Here is a 16,774-nt window from a genome sequence, read left to right as displayed (position 1 = left end):
ACACCCGATCTCCCCCCTTGCGGGGAAGATGGCCGGCAGGCCAGAGGGGGGTGTCCAGGCTCGGCATTGAAAGCCTACACCACGGCCATCTGCTGCAAGCTGACCAGACGCTGGATGCCTTTCTTGGCCAGGCCCATCAGCGCCGCGAACTGCTCTTCCGAGAAAGGCTCGCCCTCGGCCGTGCCCTGGATCTCGACGATGCCGCCCTTGCCGGTCATGACGAAATTGGCGTCGGTGCCGGCCGAGGAATCCTCGATATAATCGAGGTCGATCACCGGCTGGCCGTCATGAATGCCGCAGGAGATCGCCGCGACATGGTCCTTCAGCACCTTGGCGACGCTGGCCATCTGTCGAGCTTCCATCCAGCGCAGGCAGTCGTACAGCGCCACCCAACCGCCGGTTATCGAGGCGGTGCGCGTGCCGCCATCGGCCTGGATCACGTCGCAGTCGACGGTGATCTGCTGCTCGCCCAGCGCCTGCAGATCGACCACGGCGCGCAGCGAACGGCCGATCAGCCGCTGGATTTCCAGCGTGCGCCCGCCCTGCTTGCCGGCGGAGGCCTCGCGGCGCATGCGCTCGCCGGTCGAACGCGGCAGCATGCCATACTCGGCCGTCACCCAGCCCTTGCCGGAATTGCGCATCCAGCCCGGCACCTTCTCCTCAAGGCTGGCCGTGCACAAAACATGCGTGTCGCCGAATTTCACCAGGCATGAGCCTTCCGCATGCTTGGAAACGCCGCGCTCGAAGGAGATCGCGCGCATTTCGTCGGGTTGGCGTTTGGAAGGGCGCATTCGGGGCTTCTTTCTTGTTATTTCTGGAATCGTGGCCGGCTTGTAACCGCACGGCGCGCAGGGCGCAAAGGAAAATGGACCGGGTCTCGCTGAAGCAACCGGGTTGCGCTGACACCGCCGAACTCTATATCCTTGATATCGGAGGTTTTTGGCCCGAATGACCAAGGCAGTCGATCCCGCGTCCCAGTCTCCCGTGCTTCAGTCGCCAGCACTCCAATCGCTTGATATGCGCTCGCGCGATATTTTCCGGCGCATTGTCGATTCCTATCTCAGGGACGGCGAACCGGTTGGCTCGCGCAGCCTGTCGCGGATCCTGCCGTCGTCACTGTCGCCGGCCACCATCCGCAACGTGATGAGCGACCTCGAGCATCTCGGACTGATTTACGCGCCGCATATCTCGGCCGGCCGGTTGCCGACGCAGGCCGGCCTGCGCTTCTTCGTCGACGCCTTCATGGAGCTTGGCGACCTTTCCGACGAGGAGCGCCGCATCATCGAGGCGCAGGTGCGGGCTTCCGGCTCGGGCGCGACGCTGGAGCATATGCTCACCGAAGCCAGCCAGATGCTGTCCGGCATGTCGCGCGGCGCCGGCCTGGTGCTCGCCGCCAAGAACGAAGTGGCGCTGAAACATATCGAATTCATCCAGCTCGAGCCGACCAAGGCGCTGGCCGTGCTGGTCTCGCAGAACGGCGACGTCGAAAATCGCGTCGTCGACCTGCCCGCCGGCATCACCGTCTCGCAATTGCATGAGGCGTCGAACTTCCTCAACGCCCATATCCGCGGCCGCACGCTGGCCGAGGCACGCATCGAGATCGCCCGCATCAAGGAAGAGACGAGAGCCGCCCTCGACACGTTGTCGCAGGATTTGGTCGAGAAGGGCCTGGCGGTTTGGGCCGGCGCCGAAAGCGGCCTGCCGGCGCGGCTCATCGTGCGCGGCCGCGCCAATCTCCTGGAAAACGTCACCGCCCAGGCCGACATCGAACTGCTCAGGCATCTGTTCGAGGACCTGGAAACGCAGGACGGGCTGATCCAGCTGCTAGACCTCGCCGAGGACGGGCCGGGCGTTCGCATCTTCATCGGCTCGGAAAACAAGCTGTTTTCGCTGTCGGGCTCGTCGCTGGTGGTGGCGCCCTATCGCGACAAGGACGCTCGCGTCATCGGTGCGCTTGGCGTGATCGGCCCGACCCGGCTGAACTATGCGCGCATAGTACCGATGGTCGACTATACGGCCCAGCTTATTTCCCGGATGCTGCGGTAAGGAGAAGAACAATGGCGCTGGAATCATTCAAGGCCCAGATCAGCCTGTTGCTGGAAGAAATGGTCAATCAGCCCGAGGACCAGCATGAGATCCAGGAGCAGCTGCGCGAAAAGCTGAGGGAAATGCGCGCCATGGGCCTGCCATTGCCGGATGACCTCGTCACGCTGGAAAAGCGCCTTGACGATGATTTTTACGCCGCGGGGATGTGAGGCAAGGGTCAAGCGCGGAACGGCTTCTGCCCGTTCCTCGTTCTAATGCATGTCGCGCAAAAGTTGCATGTCGCGCAAAGTGTGCGGCGGTTCTGCGATGACGACATGCATGAAGGGAAGTTGACGCTGGAGGCAGGATGATCCGATTTGCCGGTCTTTTGGGCGCCGTCCTGCTTGTCGCGACAGCCGCTTTTGCTCAGCAGGCGGCTGAGCCGCTGCTGAAGGGCGAAGCTGCCTTCGGCGACTGGCACGCCGACCGGCCGGGGGTGCGCCGCCTGATCCGGCCTGAGGATCTGCAGGCGCCATTCATTACCGAATCCGCCTCGAACAGCCCCGGCGTGGCGCAGCGGCCTGAAGAAGCCAAGCCGATCCTGCCGCCGGGCTTTTCGGCGGAAATGATCGCCTCCGGCATCATCAATCCGCGTGTTGTCCGCGTTGCCCCGAACGGCGACCTGTTCGTGGCCAACAGCAATGACAACCAGATACGCCTCTATCGCCTCGCCGAAGGCAGCGCGCGACCCGCCGAGACGGCGATCTTCGCCAATAATCTCACCCGGCCCTATGGCATTGCCTTTTATCCCCCGGGCGACAATCCGCAGTGGGTCTATATCGCCAACAGCAACGGCGTCGTGCGCTTTGCCTATCGCAATGGTGACCTGAAAGCCCGGGGTGACCCGGAGACCATCGTCGATAACATTCCCAGGAAGAGCCATTGGACCCGCGACATTGCCTTCTCGCAGGACGGCAAGACGCTCTATTTCTCGGTCGGCTCCTACTCGAATGTGGGCGAGGAGGGCATGGGGAAGGAACCGGAAGGCGGCCTCGACGCCTGGGTGAAGTCGAAGCCGCTGGGCGCGGCCTGGGGCATGGAGGATGGCCGCGCCGATGTGCTGGCCTTCGATCCGGACGGCAAGAACAGGCGGGTCGTGGCCACCGGCCTGCGCAACTGCGCGGGCATGACCATCCAGCCGGCGACGGGCGCCTTGTGGTGCGTCGTCAACGAGCGCGACTCGCTGGGCGACAATGTGCCGTTCGAATTTGCAACGACCGTCCGGGAAGGCGGCTTCTACGGCTGGCCCTGGTACTATATCGGCAACAACGAGGATCCGCGCCGCAAGGGCGAGCGGCCCGACCTTGCCGACAAAACCATCGTTCCCGACGTGCTGATGCAGGCGCATTCGGCGCCGCTCAACATCGTCTTTTATGACGGCAAGGGCTTCCCATCCGACTATGAGGGGGATGCTTTCGTAGCCTTGCACGGTTCGTGGAACCGCGGCGTCAGGACCGGCTACAAGGTCGTCCGGCTGAAGTTCAGGGATGGCAAGCCGACCGGCGAGTATGAGGATTTCATGACCGGCTTCGTTGTCTCCGACGACGAAGTCTGGGGCCGCCCGGTCGGTGTCGCGGTGGCCAAAGACGGCGCGTTGATCGTCACCGAGGACGGCAACGGCACCATCTGGCGCGTGACTTACGACGCCCACCGGTCCTGACCGGCGGTTTGCACCGCTGGTGCAATCGAATCCGGCCGTCAGCGAATTCACGCCAGCCCACCTTTGTGCGACAAGGCTGACCATGACCCTTGCAGGATTCCTCGCCTACAGTGCTGCCCTCGGTATCGCCGCCGCCATTCCCGGTCCTGGCGTCACCGCGCTGGTGGCGCGTGCGCTCGGCTCCGGCTTCCGCTCTTCGCTGGCGATGTCGTTCGGGCTGATGCTCGCCGATCTTATCTATCTCACCGCCGTGGTGCTCGGCCTCGCTTTTGTCGCGCAGACCTTCGGCATGGTGTTCCTGGCGATCAAATGGTTCGGCGTTGCCTATCTTGCCTTCCTCGGCTGGCGGTTCTGGACGAGCGGCATCACGCCCGAAACGGTTGAAGCCAGGAAGGGCAAGGGCGGGCTGGTATCGAGCTTCGTCGCCGGCCTTGCCGTCACCCTCGGCAATCCGAAGACGATGATCTTCTACCTCGCCATCACCCCGACCATCGTCGATCTGAAGACCATTACGCTGGCCGACTACGGCATCCTGGTCACGATCACCGTGGTCGTCCTTCTGGTGGTGCTGGTGCCCTATCTGGCGCTGGCGGCCAAGGCGCGCTGGTTCCTGAAGTCGCCGCGGGCGCTTAAAGCCCTGAACCGCACCGCCGCCGGCTTCATGGTCGGGGCTGCCGCGGCGATCGCCGCCCGCCAGTAGGTGCATCGATATTCAGGTGATGCCGGCCTGCAAATAGCGGCATCCTGCGCTTCCGGTGCTCACGTACAAAAAGTACGCTCCGCTCCGGTTCTCGGAAGTCACCATTTTCGGCTCGGCCTGACCTGAATCTCAATACACCTTGGTGCGCAATCAGCTCCTATTCCGCCAAACCATTCCCAATGAGCTCCGATCCCGGAAATGGTATTCCGGGGCGCAGCTGTTTTCAGCAAGCGCCCCACTCGGATATTTTCGAGCCGCAGCCTATCTTGCGCGGTTGAAAGTCCTATTCTGTCGGCTGATGCCAATTGCCTGATCTGGGAGCGAAACCAATGAACAAGCCCGTCACCCCCGCCCGCGTGCCCGGCCGCGGCCGCGTCTTCAATTCGATCACCGAGACGATCGGGGACACGCCGCTGGTGCGGCTCGACAAATTCGCCAGGGAAAAGGGCGTCGTCGCCAACCTGCTCGCCAAGCTCGAATTCTTCAACCCGATCGCCTCGGTCAAGGATCGCATCGGCGTCGCCATGATCGAGGCGCTGGAGGCCTCGGGCAAGATCGCGCCCGGCCGCACCACGCTGATCGAGCCGACCTCCGGCAATACCGGCATCGCGCTCGCCTTCGCCGCCGCCGCCAAGGGCTACAAGCTGATCCTGACCATGCCGGAGACGATGTCGGTCGAACGCCGCAAGATGCTGGCGCTGCTCGGCGCCGAGCTGGTGCTGACCGAAGGCCCGAAGGGCATGAAGGGCGCCATCGCCAAGGCCGACGAGCTGGCCGCGACCTTGCCCGACGCGGTCATCCCGCAGCAATTCGAGAATCCCGCCAATCCCGAAATCCACCGCCAGACCACGGCAGAGGAAATCTGGAACGACACCCATGGCGAGGTCGACATCTTCGTCGCCGGCATCGGCACCGGCGGCACGATCACCGGTGTCGGCCAGGTGTTGAAGAAGCGCAAGCCCACGGTGCATGTCGTCGCCGTCGAGCCGGAAGCCTCGCCGGTGCTGTCGGGCGGCCAGCCCGGTCCGCACAAGATCCAGGGCATCGGCGCCGGCTTTGCGCCCAAGATCCTCGACACCACGATCTATGACGAGATCGTCAAGGTCTCGAACGAGGATTCGGTCGCCAATGCCCGCCTCGTCGCCCGCCTCGAAGGCGTGCCGGTCGGCATCTCGTCGGGCGCCGCCCTGCAGGCGGCGATCGTCGTCGGCTCGCGGCCGGAGAACAAGGGCAAGACCCTGGTGGTCGTCATCCCGTCCTTCGCCGAACGCTATCTGTCGACGATCCTGTTCGAAGGGCTGGGGGCGTAGGCCCCCCGGCCTGCGTCAGTTCTCGCCCAGCGCAGCCCGTTTCCCCTGCAGAAAGCGCCGCACCGCCGGGTCGCGCTCCAGCCCGATCGCCCGGTCATAGGCTTCGACTGCTCGCCGTTTTTCGCCGAGCCTGGCCAGCAGTCCGGCGCGGGCGGCCCAATAAGGCTGGTAGTCGGCAAGCCGCTTGTCGTCACCCACCACGTAGAGGGCTGCCAATCCCGCCGCCGCACCGTCGGCCTCGGCAATCGCCACCGCGCGGTTGACCGACACCACCGGCGAGCCTGCGATCGAAAGCAACGCGTCGTAGAGTTCGCGGATCGCCAGCCAGTCGGTGCGATCGGTCAGCCGTCGCGCCGCATGGGCGGATTGCACAGCCGCTTCGAGCTGGTAACGGCCGACCATGCCCATGCTCGCGGCGCGCCGGAGCAGCGTTTCGGCTTCATCGATCAGAACGCCGTCCCAGAGTAACAAATCCTGCTCGGCCAGTGGCACATAGTCTCCAGCGGCATTACGCCGGGCCGCCCGCCGCGCCTCGGCAAACAGCATCAGTGCCAGCAGGCCGAGCGCTTCCGGCTCGTCCGGCATCAGCGAGGCGACCAGCCGGCCGAGCCAGATGCCTTCTGTCGCCAGGTTTCGGCGCTGCGTTTCGGTGCCGGCGGGATCGGACCAGCCCTCGGCAAAGGTCGCGTAGATCGCCTCCAGCACCGCATCCAGCCGCTCGCCGAGCTCGACTCTTTCAGGCACACGGAAGGGAATGCCGGTTTCGCGGATGCGGGTCTTGGCACGCACCAGGCGCTGGCCCATCGTCGCCGGAGAGACCAGAAAGGCCGAGGCGATGGTGGCGGCATCAAAGCCGAGAATGGTCTGCAGGATCAGCGGCGCGCGCACGCCGGCCTCGATCGCCGGATGGGCGCAGGCAAACATCAGCCTGAGCCGCTCATCGGGCAGGTCCTCTTCGGTCATGCGCGCCTCCATCTCCTCGGCGATCAGCCTGAGGTGGTCTCGCGCCGCCTCGCCGGTCAGCCGCCGTCTGACCGCGTCGACCCGACGTCGACGCGCCACCGCAAGCAGCCAGGCTTGCGGTTTCTCCGGCACGCCGGTTTGCGGCCAGCGTTCGAGCGCCGCCGCGAAGGCGTCCGCCAGCGCATCCTCCACGCCGGCCACGTCGCGCGTGCGGGCGGCGAGGAAGGCAACAAGCTTGCCGTAACTCTGCCGGGCGGCCGCCTCGGCCGCCGCCCGCGCGATCTCCGGGCGACTGTCCATCACATGGTCACTTCGCGGACGGATACTCGGTCATTTCCCAGATCGGCCGCACCTCGATCGTGCCGGCGCTGGCGCCCGGGCAGCGAGCCGCCCAGGCGATTGCTGCATCGGCGTCCTCAGCCTCTATCATGTAGAAGCCGGCGAGCTGCTCCTTGGTGTCGGCATAGGGGCCGTCGAGCACATTGGTCTTGCCGTCGGCCATGCGAACCGCGGTGGCGGCCTGGGTCGGCTTCAGCCGGTCGCCGGCCAGCCACGCTCCGGATTTCTTCAACGCCTCGGTATAGGCGCCATAGGCCGCGCTGATCTCGTAGGTCTTCTCGGTCGGCGCTGCCGCCATCGCGGCTTCGTTCGCGTAGATCAAAAGCATGTATCGCATGGTCTTCTCCCGTTTTTCGGAGGCCGCGTCATTGCCGGCCGAACCAATGTCGTGCGGCCGCGCCCGATTTCGACAGGCGCTGCAAAAATCTTTCGGCCCCGAAACCGTCCTACGCAAGACGGCATCTCTCGCGACGTTCCTTAACCGTTGGTCTAATGCATGCAATTGCGGGTTGGCATTTCCCGGCCGCTGTCTAAACTCGCCTCGGCGCGCGCTGGGAGGCGGTGCGGCGACCACTATTTCAGGGAGGATATGATGCTCAATTTCAGGACGAAACTTGTCGCCGCCGGCGCCGTCGCGCTGTCGCTGGGCCTCGGCGCTATGTCCGCCAAGGCGCAGGAATTCATCAGTGTGCTGACCGGCGGCACCTCCGGCGTCTATTATCCGCTCGGCGTCGCGCTGTCGGAAATCTACGGCAAGGGCATCGGAGGCGCCCGCACCCAGGTGCAGGCGACGAAGGCCTCGGTCGAAAACCTCAATCTGCTGCAGCAGGGCAAGGGCGAGATCGCCTTTGCGCTTGGCGATTCGGTCAAGCTGGCGGCCGAGGGCAACACCGAGGCCGGTTACCCCGGCAAGCTCGACAAATTGCGCGGCATCGCCGCCATCTATCCCAACTACATCCAGATCGTCGCCAGCAAGGAGTCCGGCATCAAGACGCTCGCCGACCTCAGGGGCAAGAGCCTGTCGGTCGGCGCGCCGGCCTCCGGCACCGAGCTCAACGCCCGCGCCATCTTCGCCGCCGCCGGGTTGAAATACGAGGATCTCGGCCGGGTCGAATATCTGCCCTTCGCCGAATCGGTCGAGCTGATCAAGAACCGCCAGCTCGACGCCACGCTGCAATCGGCCGGCCTCGGCGTCGCCTCGATCCGCGACCTTGCCACCTCGCTGCCGATCAACGTCGTTGCCGTGCCAGCCGAGGATGTCGCCAAGATCGGTTCGCCCTATCTGTCGGTGGTCATCCCCAAGGGCACTTATGAGGGCCAGGACGAGGATGTGGCGACCGCCGCCGTCGGCAATTTCCTCATCACCCGCGCCGATGTCTCCGACGAGACTGCCTACCAGATGACCAAGCTGATGTTCGAGCACCTCGACCAGCTCACTGCGGCCCACGCAGCCGCCAAGGCGATCGACCCGGCCAAGGCGCTCGACGGCATGCCGGTGCCGCTGCATCCGGGCGCCGAGCGGTATTACAAGGAAAAAGGGCTCATCAAGTAGGCCGTCCCCCTCCCCCTTGAGGGGAGGGTGGCCAGCCGCCGAAGGCGGATGGACGGGTGGGGTCCTCGGCGACGCGCTCCAACTTTCTCAGTCAAAGGTCGAGGCAGTTGAAGCGACCCCACCCGCCTCGCTTCGCTCGGCACCCTCCCCTCGAGGGGGAGGGAGCGCCCCCGCCAGGAGCCCCTATGACCGTTACCCCGACCGTTCTTTCCCCTGCCGCCGATGTCCCTGTCGAAGGCCTGCCGCCGGGCTTCGGCGAAGGCGCTGCCGGCAAGGCGGCCTTCCTCATCGCCATCGCCTTTTCCGTCTTCCAGATCTACATCGCCGCCTATGGCAGCATTCCGAGCCAGGTGGTGCGCGCCATGCATGTCGGCTTCCTGCTGCTGCTCGGCTTTGCCCTGATCGCCAATCTGCGCGCCAAAAGCGTGCCGGCGAAAGCTGCGTTCTGGACGCTTGGCGTGCTCGGCTTCGGCACCGGCCTCTACAATTGGGTGTTTTACACCGACCTGATCCGCCGCTCGGGCTTCCTCACCACGCCGGACCTGATCGTCGGCACGCTGCTGGTGGTGCTGGTCTTTGAGGCGGCGCGCCGGCTGATGGGGCTGCCGCTGGCGGTCATCGCCTTCATCTTCCTCGCCTATTGCTTCGTCGGCAATCATTTGCCGGCGCCCTTCATCCATCGCGGCTATGACTTCGCCCAGCTCGTCGACACCTTCGCCTTTGGCACCGAAGGCATTTACGGCACGCCGATCTATGTCTCGGCCGCCTATATCTTCATCTTCGTCGTCTTCGCCGCCTTTCTCGAACGCGCCGGCATGATCGCGCTGTTCAACGATTTCGCCCTTGGCCTGGTCGGCTCGTGGCGTGGTGGCCCGGCGCAGGTCTGCGTGCTTTCCTCGGCGCTGATGGGCACCATCTCAGGTTCCGGCGTCGCCAATGTGGTGGCCAGCGGCCAGTTCACTATTCCTTTGATGAAGCGCTTCGGCTTCCGCCCGGCTTTCGCCGGCGCAGTCGAGGCCACCTCCTCGATGGGCGGCCAGATCATGCCGCCGGTGATGGGCGCGGTCGCCTTCATCATGGCCGAGACGCTGAACATCCCCTATGCCGAAGTGGTCAAGGCGGCGATCATCCCGGCGCTGCTCTATTTCGGCGCCTGTTTCTGGCAGGTGCATCTGGAGGCCGGCAAGGCCGGCCTGCACGGCATGGCCAAGGCCGACCTGCCCAATCCATGGGACGCGGTGAGACAACACTGGCCGCTGGTGCTGCCGCTGGCGGCGCTGATCTATCTGTTGTTCGCCGGCTACACGCCGATCTTCGCCGGCACCATGGGCCTGGCGCTGACCATCGTGCTGATCCTCGGTACGCCGCTGGCGGCACTGATCGGCCCGCTTGCCTTCCGCATCGTCTTCTGGCTGGCGCTCGGGCTTGCCGCCGCCTCGTTCACGAAGTTCGGCGTCAACATTCTCGCTGTGGTGATCGTTGCGCTCATCGCCGCCTGCTTTACGTTCAAGGGCGGACGCGAGACGCTGCGGATCTGCATCGACTCGCTTGCCGAAGGCGCAAAGAACGCGCTGCCGGTCGGCATCGCCTGCGCCATCGTCGGCGTCGTCATCGGCACGCTGACGCTCACCGGCATCGCGTCGACCTTCATCGGCTGGATCATCTCGATCGGCGAGAACAATCTGTTCCTGTCGCTGCTGTTGACCATGCTCACCTGCCTGGTGCTCGGCATGGGCATCCCGACCATCCCCAATTACATCATCACCTCGTCGTTGGCCGGTCCTGCGCTGCTGGCACTCGACGTGCCGCTGATAGTCAGCCACATGTTCGTCTTCTATTTCGGCATCATGGCCGACCTCACCCCGCCGGTGGCGCTGGCCGCCTTTGCCGCCGCACCCATGGCCAAGGAGAGCGGCCTCAAGATCGGCATCCAGGCGACCAAGCTTGCCATCGCCGGCTTCGTCGTGCCGTTCATGGCGGTCTACACCCCGGCGCTGATGCTGCAGGACGCCGGCCCGCTCGCCGCTCAGTTCGGCTATCCCGTCGAGGTCGCCTATATCGTCGTCAAGGCCTGCATGGGCATCGTGCTGTGGGGCGCCGCCGCCGTCGGCTTTCTCGCCCGGCGCATGGCCTTGTGGGAACGCCTGGTCGCCTTCGCCGCCGGTGTGCTGCTGGTCGCGGCGCTGCCGCTCACCGACGAGGTCGGCTGGGCGCTCGCTGTCATATGGATCGGCTGGCATTGTTGGCGCGCGCGGCAGGCATCCGTCGGCGGTGCTGCGTGAGCCTCTGCATCCTGGCCGCAGGCAAGACGGTGACGCTTTCTGTCGCCGCCTTCACCCTGTCCTGGACGCATTCGGTGGAAAGGACGCGCTGGCAGGAGGACTGGAGCGTGCTGCCGTCCGGCCTGGAGGTCGTCGAGGCGCGGGTCAAGGGATCGGGCGCCGGCATGGAGCCGCCGGAAGGCGCGGTGCTGAGAGACGGCTGGTGGACCTATGTGCCAAAGGTTGGCATCCAGCCCCGTATCGTGCTCGCCGCTTCCGGCGCGACCGACGAAGGCTGGACACTGTGCACGGTTCAGGGCTGTCGCGAGTTGGGCAAGGCGGCCGGCGACACGATCGTGCTGGAGCCCTGCGCTGCGGACGGTTCGAGCCAGCCGCGATAGCGAACGATCGTTCCGGCTGCGGTTACCGTCCGCCCGCCATGTCGGGCCTGATGGAAGCCCTGCATGGATCGGACGTCAGCCGATCAGCCGCCCTCTCAGCTCGGCCGAAGGGATCTCGCAACTGTCCTTCCGGCCGAACAGGGCATAGCGGTTTTTGGCGATGCGATCGTAGAGCCAGTTGCGTAGCGGCCGCGGCAGGATGAGCAACACTCTCGCCGCCCGCCACGGCCAGCCCAGTTCGGCCATGACGGCAACGAAACTCTCCAGCCGCGTGAAGGCGGCGCCATCGATGAGCACGAGGTTTGTCTCGTAGCTGTCGGTCCGCAATCCATATTTCCTGAACAGCGCCTCGCCGAACGGCGACTGCGCCGTGGCGAAACGGAAACGGCGCTTGCGGTCGAGCCCGACCACCACGCGCACGAAGCCTGAGCAAAGCACGCAGACGCCGTCGAAAACGATCAGCGGCGGGTTAGCCTCTAATTCTAGGGATGGTGGTGGGAAAGCAGGTGTCGGTTCGGGCAGGTCGGTCATGTTGGCCCCGGCTGCTGGCGTCTCACGACACTAAGCCAGCCGATGGCGTCGTTAAAGTCCTGGCGTTGTCGCGCGCCGTCTGTCGGCCAGCGCGGGGCGCTCGACGCGGTAGGTGGTTGCGCGATGGTTCACGGCCGGCTTGCAGATCCGGCTGTCATGACGGCTTTCGAGGGTCATCATCGGTGAACGCTAAATGCCGAGCGAGTTGCCGCGACGGGCGCAAGCCGGGCCGGGGCCGCGCATGTAATAGCGCTCCGGCCGATAGGTCGGCGCGACGAATTCGCGGATGGCGGCGGCGTAGCCGATAAGCTGCGTCAAGAAGTTCATTTTACCTGTCCCTGTCCCTGTTTCGGATGTCCCTTCCGAATGCGGGCATCATAGCGTCGAGGCGTGAATAGTCGGTGAACGTGATGTTAATTTTTAGTCCGAAATGCCTTGGTTCGTGGCTGGAATGCGGCTGATTCGGGGTCTTTCCATGCGGTTTGTCGACATTCCGCCCACTGTGACTTTTGCATCACATATGTTTCGTTTGGATGTCGCTTAAGCGCGGTTCTGTTTCAACCGCCGACCGCCTCGCGAAATTTCCGTGCGTGCGCAGGGAAAGCCAGGAACCCCTCCGGTATCAGCACGTTGACCAAACAAGCCGGAACGAGCCGGCCTCGCAGGCGGCAGCTTCCGACCGGAGCTGCCGCCGGATCCCACACAGCAAGGCAATGGAAGGCAAAAGCCATGGGCTTCTTTTCGAAAGACATCAAGACACTGGACGACCTGTTCGTACACACGCTGCGCGACATCTATTATGCTGAAAAGCAGATCGAGAAATCCTTGCCGAAGATGATCGACAAAGCGACCGATCCGCAGTTGAAGGCTGGCTTCGAAAAACATCTCGAGCAGACCAAGGGCCACATCGAGCGGGTCGAACAGGTCTTCGAACTGCATGGCGTGAAGGCCAAGACCGTCAACTGCCCGGCCATCGATGGCATTCTGGAGGAGGCCGACGAGGTCAGCGGCGACATCGATGACAAGGAGGTTCTCGACGCCGCCTTGATCGCCTCGGCTCAGGCCGTCGAGCACTATGAGATGACCCGCTACGGCACGCTGATCGCCTGGGCCAAGCAGCTCGGCCGCAGCGACTGCGCCAATGTGCTGGCCAAGAATCTGAAGGAAGAGCAGGCGACGGACCGCAAGCTCACCGAAATGGCGGAAAGCAAGATCAACCTGCAGGCCGCCGAATAGCGGATCGTCGAGGCGAGGCCGGTGCCTAAAGCGCGTGCGGCGCGCTTTAGGTTCTTGTTTGATGCATGTCGCTATCACAAAACCGCTGCGCACTTTTGCGCGACAGGCATTAGAAGCGCCGACCTTGCCTTTCGCGGTGGGGAACCGGGATCGGGGGTCGCCCGTTCTCGGTTGAACCGACATCGCAGAGGGAGTTCATCATGGCGCCGCGCCCAGCCTGGAAAGGCTATCTGAAGCTTTCACTGGTCACCTGCGCCATCGAACTGACCAATGTCGTCACCCACGCCGAAAAGGTTTCCTTCCGCATCCTCAATCGCAAGACCGGCAACACCGTCAAGCGCATCTACGTCGATGCCGACAGCGGCAAGCCGCTGGAAGAGGGCGACGAGATCAAGGGCTACGAGGTTGGCAATGGCGAGTTCATCCACATCGAGGAGGACGAGATCGAGGCGGTACAGATCGAATCCTCGCACACGATGAGCCTCGACGGTTTCATCGAAAAGTCCTCGATCCAGCAGATCTATCTCGACACGCCCTATTATGTATCGCCGGCCGACAAAGTGTCGGAGGAGGCCTTTGCCGTCATCCGCGACGCCATGGCTGCGGAGAAGAAGGCGGGGCTTGCTCGCATCGTGCTCTACAGCCGAGAACGCCCTGTGGTCGTCGAGCCGCTCGGCAAGGGCATGGTGCTGACCACCTTGCGTTATGGAGACACCGTGCGCCGGCCGGACAGCGTCTTCGGTGATATCAAGGCGACGAAGACCGGGGGCGAGATGATCGACCTGGCCGAGCACATCATTGACAGGAAGAGGGCGAAATTCGACCCTTCCAAATTCGATGACGTGTACGAGGATGCCCTGCTTAAACTGATCCGCGCCAAGAAGGCTGGCAAGAAGGCGCCGAAAGCCAAGGCAGCGCCGAAGCCGTCAAACGTGGTCAATCTGTTCGATGCGCTGAAGAAGAGCCTGTCGTCGGGCGGCGGGGCAAAACCACCGGCAAAAGCCAGATCGCAGGCCAAACGCGCGAAACCGAAAGCCGCCGCCCGGCGCAAATCGGCGTAGGATTTCGGCATGGCAGGGCTCGAACAATATAACGCCAAGCGCGATTTCAAGAAGACGGCGGAGCCGGCCGGCAAGGTCGCGCGCGGCGGGAAAGGCCAGGCCGGCGGCATTTTCGTCATTCACAAACATGCCGCCACAAGGCTGCATTACGACCTTCGCCTCGAACATGACGGCGTGCTGTGGAGCTGGGCGGTGACGCGCGGTCCGAGCCTCGATCCGCATGAGAAGCGGCTGGCCGTGCATGTCGAGGATCATCCGATCGACTATGCGCCCTTTGAAGGCACCATTCCCAAGGGCGAATATGGCGGCGGCACCGTCATCGTCTGGGACGAGGGCACCTGGACGCCGGAGAGCGACCCGGCCAAGGCGATGAAGAAAGGCCACATCAGCTTCGAGCTCAAGGGCCACAAATTGCATGGCCTCTGGCATCTGGTGCGATTGAAGCCGCGTTCGGGCGAAAAGCGCGACAACTGGTTGCTGATCAAGTCCAGCGATGCGGCGGCACGCCCTGGCGAGGATATCCTGGAAGAAGCGCCACAATCGGTGAAGTCGGGCCTGACGATCGAAGAGGTTGCAAAAGGCAAGACATCAGACGGCAAGAAACCGAAGGTCTGGCATTCCAACAAGCCGGCGGCCGGCAAAAAGGCCAAGGCAGCGAAACGGCTCGACTTCATCGAGCCATGCCTGGCGACGCTGGAAAGGAATGCCCCCGCCGGCGAGGAGTGGCTGCACGAGGTGAAGTTCGACGGCTACCGCATGCAGGCGCAGCTTGTCGGCACCGAGGTGCGGCTGCTGACCCGCACCGGTCTCGACTGGACCGGGAAATTCGGCGGCGAGATCGTCGCGGAACTTGGGCGCCTGAAATGCACTGACGCCATCATCGACGGTGAGATCGTCGTGCTCGCCGATAGCGGCATTTCTTCCTTCGCGCTGCTGCAGGCGGATCTGTCGGCGCGCCGCACCAACCGCTTCCTCTACTACGTCTTCGATCTGATGCGGCTTGATGGCGAGGATCTCCGCGCCGAGCCGCTGGTCGAGCGCAAGCAGGCCTTGCTGGAATTGCTCGGCAAGCAGCCGGACAATCCGGCGGTCCGCTTCAGCGATCATTTCGCCGAGCCCGGCAAGGTCATGTTGCAGCACGCCTGCCGCATGGGGCTGGAAGGCATCGTCTCCAAGCGCGCCGACGCGCCCTATCGCAGCGGCCGTGGCCTCACCTGGGTGAAGTCGAAATGCACGCTGCGCCAGGAATTCGTCATCGGCGGCTATCTGCCATCGGACAAGACCGGGCGCGGCCTGCGCTCGCTGCTGGTCGGGTACAAAGAAGGCGGCAAGCTGCACTATGCCGGCCGGGTCGGCACCGGTTTTTCAGTCAGGACGACAGCCGATCTGAAGAAAAGGCTCGATGCGGTGAAGGCAACGGCCTCGCCCTTCGCTGCCGCCGTGCCGAAGGGCAAGGGGCTGGTCTGGGTGAAGCCCGAACTGGTCGGCGAAGTGGAGTTCCGCAGCTGGACCTCGGACCGTATAATACGCCATGCCTCGTTCCAGGGATTGCGCGAGGATAAGCCGGCGGAGGAAGTCGTGCAGGAAAAGCCGAAAGCATCGACAGGCAAGGCAGAGGCTAAAGACAAGGCAGAGAAGGCAAAGCCTGCCGCCGTCGCGAAAGCCACAGCGGCGGCGAAAACCACCGTCAAACTCTCCCACCCGGACAAGCTTTTGTGGCCGGATGAAAAAATATCGAAGCAGGATCTGCTCGAGCACTACGCTCTGGTCTGGCCGCGCATGCAGCAATTCATCGTCAACCGGCCGCTCAGCCTGGTGCGGGCGCCGGACGGCGTCGGCGGCCAGCGCTTCTTCCAGAAGCATGCCTCCGCCGGCATGCATGACAAGATCGCCGTGATGAAGGACCCGACGGACGGCGAGGAGATATTGTTTGTCAGGGATTTCGACGGGATCGCCGCGCTGGTCCAGCTCGGCGTGGTCGAAATCCATATCTGGGGCTGCACCACGGACGAGCTGGAAAAGCCGGACCAGATCGTCTTCGACCTCGATCCCGACGAAGGCGTCGACGTCAAGGCGGTGCGCGCGGCGGCGCTCGATATCCACGGCCAGCTCGACGAGCTGTCGCTGCCGAATTTCGTCAAGACATCCGGCGGCAAGGGCTACCACGTCGTCGTGCCGCTGAAACCGTCGGCGGATTGGGACGAGGTGAAGACCTTCGCTCACGATTTCGCTCGCGCGCTGGAGCAGGCCGCCCCCGACCGCTACACCGCGACGCTGTCGAAGAAGGCGCGCACCGGGAAAATCTTCGTCGACTACCTGCGCAACGGCCGCGGCTCGACCACGGTGGCGCCCTATTCGTCGCGCGCCAAGAAAGGGGCGACGGTGTCGATGCCGGTGACCTGGCCGGAGATCGAGAAGGGGCTGGCGCCGAACGCTTTTCCCATTGGAGACAAGACGACGCTGAAGCGGCTTGGTGAGGCAGATTCGTGGAAGGATTTTTTCAAGATGGGCAAGGTGCTGAAGCGGGGCTGATCCAAGGCGGAGCGATGACCTTCGAATGCGATTGGTCGAATGGCAGACGCAGCGATCCTTCCCACCCCCCTCTGTCCTGCCGGACGTCTCTCCCGCAACGGGGGAGATCGGCAGCTTCGAGGTGTCGCTCGTCTCTGCAACGT

The 16,774-nt window shown here is 64.1% G+C and carries 16 protein-coding genes; 11 read left to right on the top strand and 5 right to left on the bottom strand.

Annotated elements, in window-relative coordinates:
* Positions 1-74 precede the first annotated feature (74 nt).
* Positions 75-791 carry a ribonuclease PH gene (gene rph, locus AC0L2H_RS17350; RefSeq protein WP_473591341.1) on the bottom strand — a complete coding sequence of 239 codons (717 nt, stop codon included), beginning with the start codon at positions 789-791 and terminating at the stop codon, positions 75-77.
* Positions 792-948: 157 nt separating this feature from the next.
* On the opposite strand from rph, the gene hrcA reads away from it, so the two are divergent.
* The 5 genes from hrcA to cysK all read left to right on the top strand — a co-directional run bounded on the left by hrcA (position 949) and on the right by cysK (position 5,755).
* Positions 949-2,046, top strand: coding sequence for a heat-inducible transcriptional repressor HrcA (gene hrcA, locus AC0L2H_RS17345; protein ID WP_473591340.1), 1,098 nt, complete (start codon positions 949-951; stop codon positions 2,044-2,046).
* Between the two features lie 11 nt (positions 2,047-2,057).
* The gene (locus AC0L2H_RS17340) at positions 2,058-2,255 is read left to right on the top strand and encodes a hypothetical protein (protein WP_097576568.1); all 198 of its coding nucleotides are present in this window, start codon (positions 2,058-2,060) and stop codon (positions 2,253-2,255) included.
* 137 nt (positions 2,256-2,392) lie between these two features.
* Positions 2,393-3,745, top strand: a complete 1,353-nt coding sequence (locus AC0L2H_RS17335; RefSeq protein WP_473591339.1) for a PQQ-dependent sugar dehydrogenase — start codon at positions 2,393-2,395, stop codon at positions 3,743-3,745.
* Between the two features lie 82 nt (positions 3,746-3,827).
* Positions 3,828-4,445: a LysE family translocator gene (locus AC0L2H_RS17330; protein ID WP_473591338.1), complete on the top strand. Its 618-nt coding sequence runs from the start codon at positions 3,828-3,830 to the stop codon at positions 4,443-4,445.
* A gap of 329 nt (positions 4,446-4,774) precedes the next feature.
* Positions 4,775-5,755: a cysteine synthase A gene (gene cysK, locus AC0L2H_RS17325; protein ID WP_107651827.1), complete on the top strand. Its 981-nt coding sequence runs from the start codon at positions 4,775-4,777 to the stop codon at positions 5,753-5,755.
* A 15-nt stretch (positions 5,756-5,770) separates the two neighbouring features.
* On the opposite strand, the gene AC0L2H_RS17320 is transcribed toward cysK, so the two are convergent.
* On the bottom strand, positions 5,771-7,018 hold the full coding sequence (locus tag AC0L2H_RS17320; RefSeq protein WP_473591337.1) for an RNA polymerase sigma factor: 1,248 nt from the start codon (positions 7,016-7,018) through the stop codon (positions 5,771-5,773).
* Positions 7,019-7,025: 7 nt separating this feature from the next.
* Positions 7,026-7,394: a YciI family protein gene (locus tag AC0L2H_RS17315; RefSeq protein ID WP_473591336.1), complete on the bottom strand. Its 369-nt coding sequence runs from the start codon at positions 7,392-7,394 to the stop codon at positions 7,026-7,028.
* Positions 7,395-7,649: 255 nt separating this feature from the next.
* Here AC0L2H_RS17315 and AC0L2H_RS17310 point away from each other — a divergent pair, with 255 nt between their 5' ends.
* The 3 genes from AC0L2H_RS17310 to AC0L2H_RS17300 all read left to right on the top strand — a co-directional run bounded on the left by AC0L2H_RS17310 (position 7,650) and on the right by AC0L2H_RS17300 (position 11,271).
* On the top strand, positions 7,650-8,609 hold the full coding sequence (locus AC0L2H_RS17310) for a TAXI family TRAP transporter solute-binding subunit (RefSeq protein WP_473591335.1): 960 nt from the start codon (positions 7,650-7,652) through the stop codon (positions 8,607-8,609).
* A gap of 185 nt (positions 8,610-8,794) precedes the next feature.
* Positions 8,795-10,891 carry a TRAP transporter permease gene (locus AC0L2H_RS17305; protein WP_473591334.1) on the top strand — a complete coding sequence of 699 codons (2,097 nt, stop codon included), beginning with the start codon at positions 8,795-8,797 and terminating at the stop codon, positions 10,889-10,891.
* Positions 10,888-11,271, top strand: coding sequence for a DUF1850 domain-containing protein (locus AC0L2H_RS17300; RefSeq protein ID WP_473591333.1), 384 nt, complete (start codon positions 10,888-10,890; stop codon positions 11,269-11,271). Before AC0L2H_RS17305 ends, AC0L2H_RS17300 begins: the two co-directional genes overlap by 4 nt.
* A gap of 75 nt (positions 11,272-11,346) precedes the next feature.
* On the opposite strand, the gene AC0L2H_RS17295 is transcribed toward AC0L2H_RS17300, so the two are convergent.
* Complete coding sequence (locus tag AC0L2H_RS17295) at positions 11,347-11,802, bottom strand: thiol-disulfide oxidoreductase DCC family protein (protein ID WP_473591332.1); 456 nt, start codon at positions 11,800-11,802, stop codon at positions 11,347-11,349.
* A 189-nt stretch (positions 11,803-11,991) separates the two neighbouring features.
* Positions 11,992-12,129, bottom strand: a complete 138-nt coding sequence (locus AC0L2H_RS17290) for a hypothetical protein (protein ID WP_473591331.1) — start codon at positions 12,127-12,129, stop codon at positions 11,992-11,994.
* A gap of 402 nt (positions 12,130-12,531) precedes the next feature.
* Between AC0L2H_RS17290 and AC0L2H_RS17285 the strand changes: the two genes are divergently transcribed.
* The 3 genes from AC0L2H_RS17285 to ligD all read left to right on the top strand — a co-directional run bounded on the left by AC0L2H_RS17285 (position 12,532) and on the right by ligD (position 16,631).
* Positions 12,532-13,038, top strand: a complete 507-nt coding sequence (locus tag AC0L2H_RS17285; protein WP_473591330.1) for a YciE/YciF ferroxidase family protein — start codon at positions 12,532-12,534, stop codon at positions 13,036-13,038.
* A gap of 200 nt (positions 13,039-13,238) precedes the next feature.
* Positions 13,239-14,099: a non-homologous end joining protein Ku gene (gene ku, locus AC0L2H_RS17280; protein WP_473591329.1), complete on the top strand. Its 861-nt coding sequence runs from the start codon at positions 13,239-13,241 to the stop codon at positions 14,097-14,099.
* Positions 14,100-14,108: 9 nt separating this feature from the next.
* Positions 14,109-16,631, top strand: coding sequence for a DNA ligase D (gene ligD, locus AC0L2H_RS17275; protein WP_473591328.1), 2,523 nt, complete (start codon positions 14,109-14,111; stop codon positions 16,629-16,631).
* Positions 16,632-16,774: the final 143 nt, after the last annotated feature.

Source organism: Mesorhizobium sp. WSM4871, assembly GCF_055811295.1.
Note: the sequence above shows the minus strand (reverse complement) of the source record. Positions and strands in the feature narration are given on the sequence as shown.

Excerpts from the sequence above, each read along its gene's own strand:
- cysK (WP_107651827.1), top strand. The coding sequence starts at position 4,775 with ATGAACAAGCCCGTCACCCCCGCCCGCGTGCCCGGCCGCGGCCGCGTC.
- AC0L2H_RS17295 (WP_473591332.1), bottom strand. The coding sequence starts at position 11,802 with ATGACCGACCTGCCCGAACCGACACCTGCTTTCCCACCACCATCCCTA.
- ligD (WP_473591328.1), top strand. The coding sequence starts at position 14,109 with ATGGCAGGGCTCGAACAATATAACGCCAAGCGCGATTTCAAGAAGACG.
- AC0L2H_RS17310 (WP_473591335.1), top strand. The coding sequence starts at position 7,650 with ATGCTCAATTTCAGGACGAAACTTGTCGCCGCCGGCGCCGTCGCGCTG.
- ku (WP_473591329.1), top strand. The coding sequence starts at position 13,239 with ATGGCGCCGCGCCCAGCCTGGAAAGGCTATCTGAAGCTTTCACTGGTC.
- AC0L2H_RS17315 (WP_473591336.1), bottom strand. The coding sequence starts at position 7,394 with ATGCGATACATGCTTTTGATCTACGCGAACGAAGCCGCGATGGCGGCA.
- AC0L2H_RS17335 (WP_473591339.1), top strand. The coding sequence starts at position 2,393 with ATGATCCGATTTGCCGGTCTTTTGGGCGCCGTCCTGCTTGTCGCGACA.
- AC0L2H_RS17290 (WP_473591331.1), bottom strand. The coding sequence starts at position 12,129 with ATGAACTTCTTGACGCAGCTTATCGGCTACGCCGCCGCCATCCGCGAA.
- AC0L2H_RS17285 (WP_473591330.1), top strand. The coding sequence starts at position 12,532 with ATGGGCTTCTTTTCGAAAGACATCAAGACACTGGACGACCTGTTCGTA.
- hrcA (WP_473591340.1), top strand. The coding sequence starts at position 949 with ATGACCAAGGCAGTCGATCCCGCGTCCCAGTCTCCCGTGCTTCAGTCG.
- AC0L2H_RS17305 (WP_473591334.1), top strand. The coding sequence starts at position 8,795 with ATGACCGTTACCCCGACCGTTCTTTCCCCTGCCGCCGATGTCCCTGTC.
- AC0L2H_RS17340 (WP_097576568.1), top strand. The coding sequence starts at position 2,058 with ATGGCGCTGGAATCATTCAAGGCCCAGATCAGCCTGTTGCTGGAAGAA.
- AC0L2H_RS17320 (WP_473591337.1), bottom strand. The coding sequence starts at position 7,018 with ATGGACAGTCGCCCGGAGATCGCGCGGGCGGCGGCCGAGGCGGCCGCC.
- rph (WP_473591341.1), bottom strand. The coding sequence starts at position 791 with ATGCGCCCTTCCAAACGCCAACCCGACGAAATGCGCGCGATCTCCTTC.
- AC0L2H_RS17330 (WP_473591338.1), top strand. The coding sequence starts at position 3,828 with ATGACCCTTGCAGGATTCCTCGCCTACAGTGCTGCCCTCGGTATCGCC.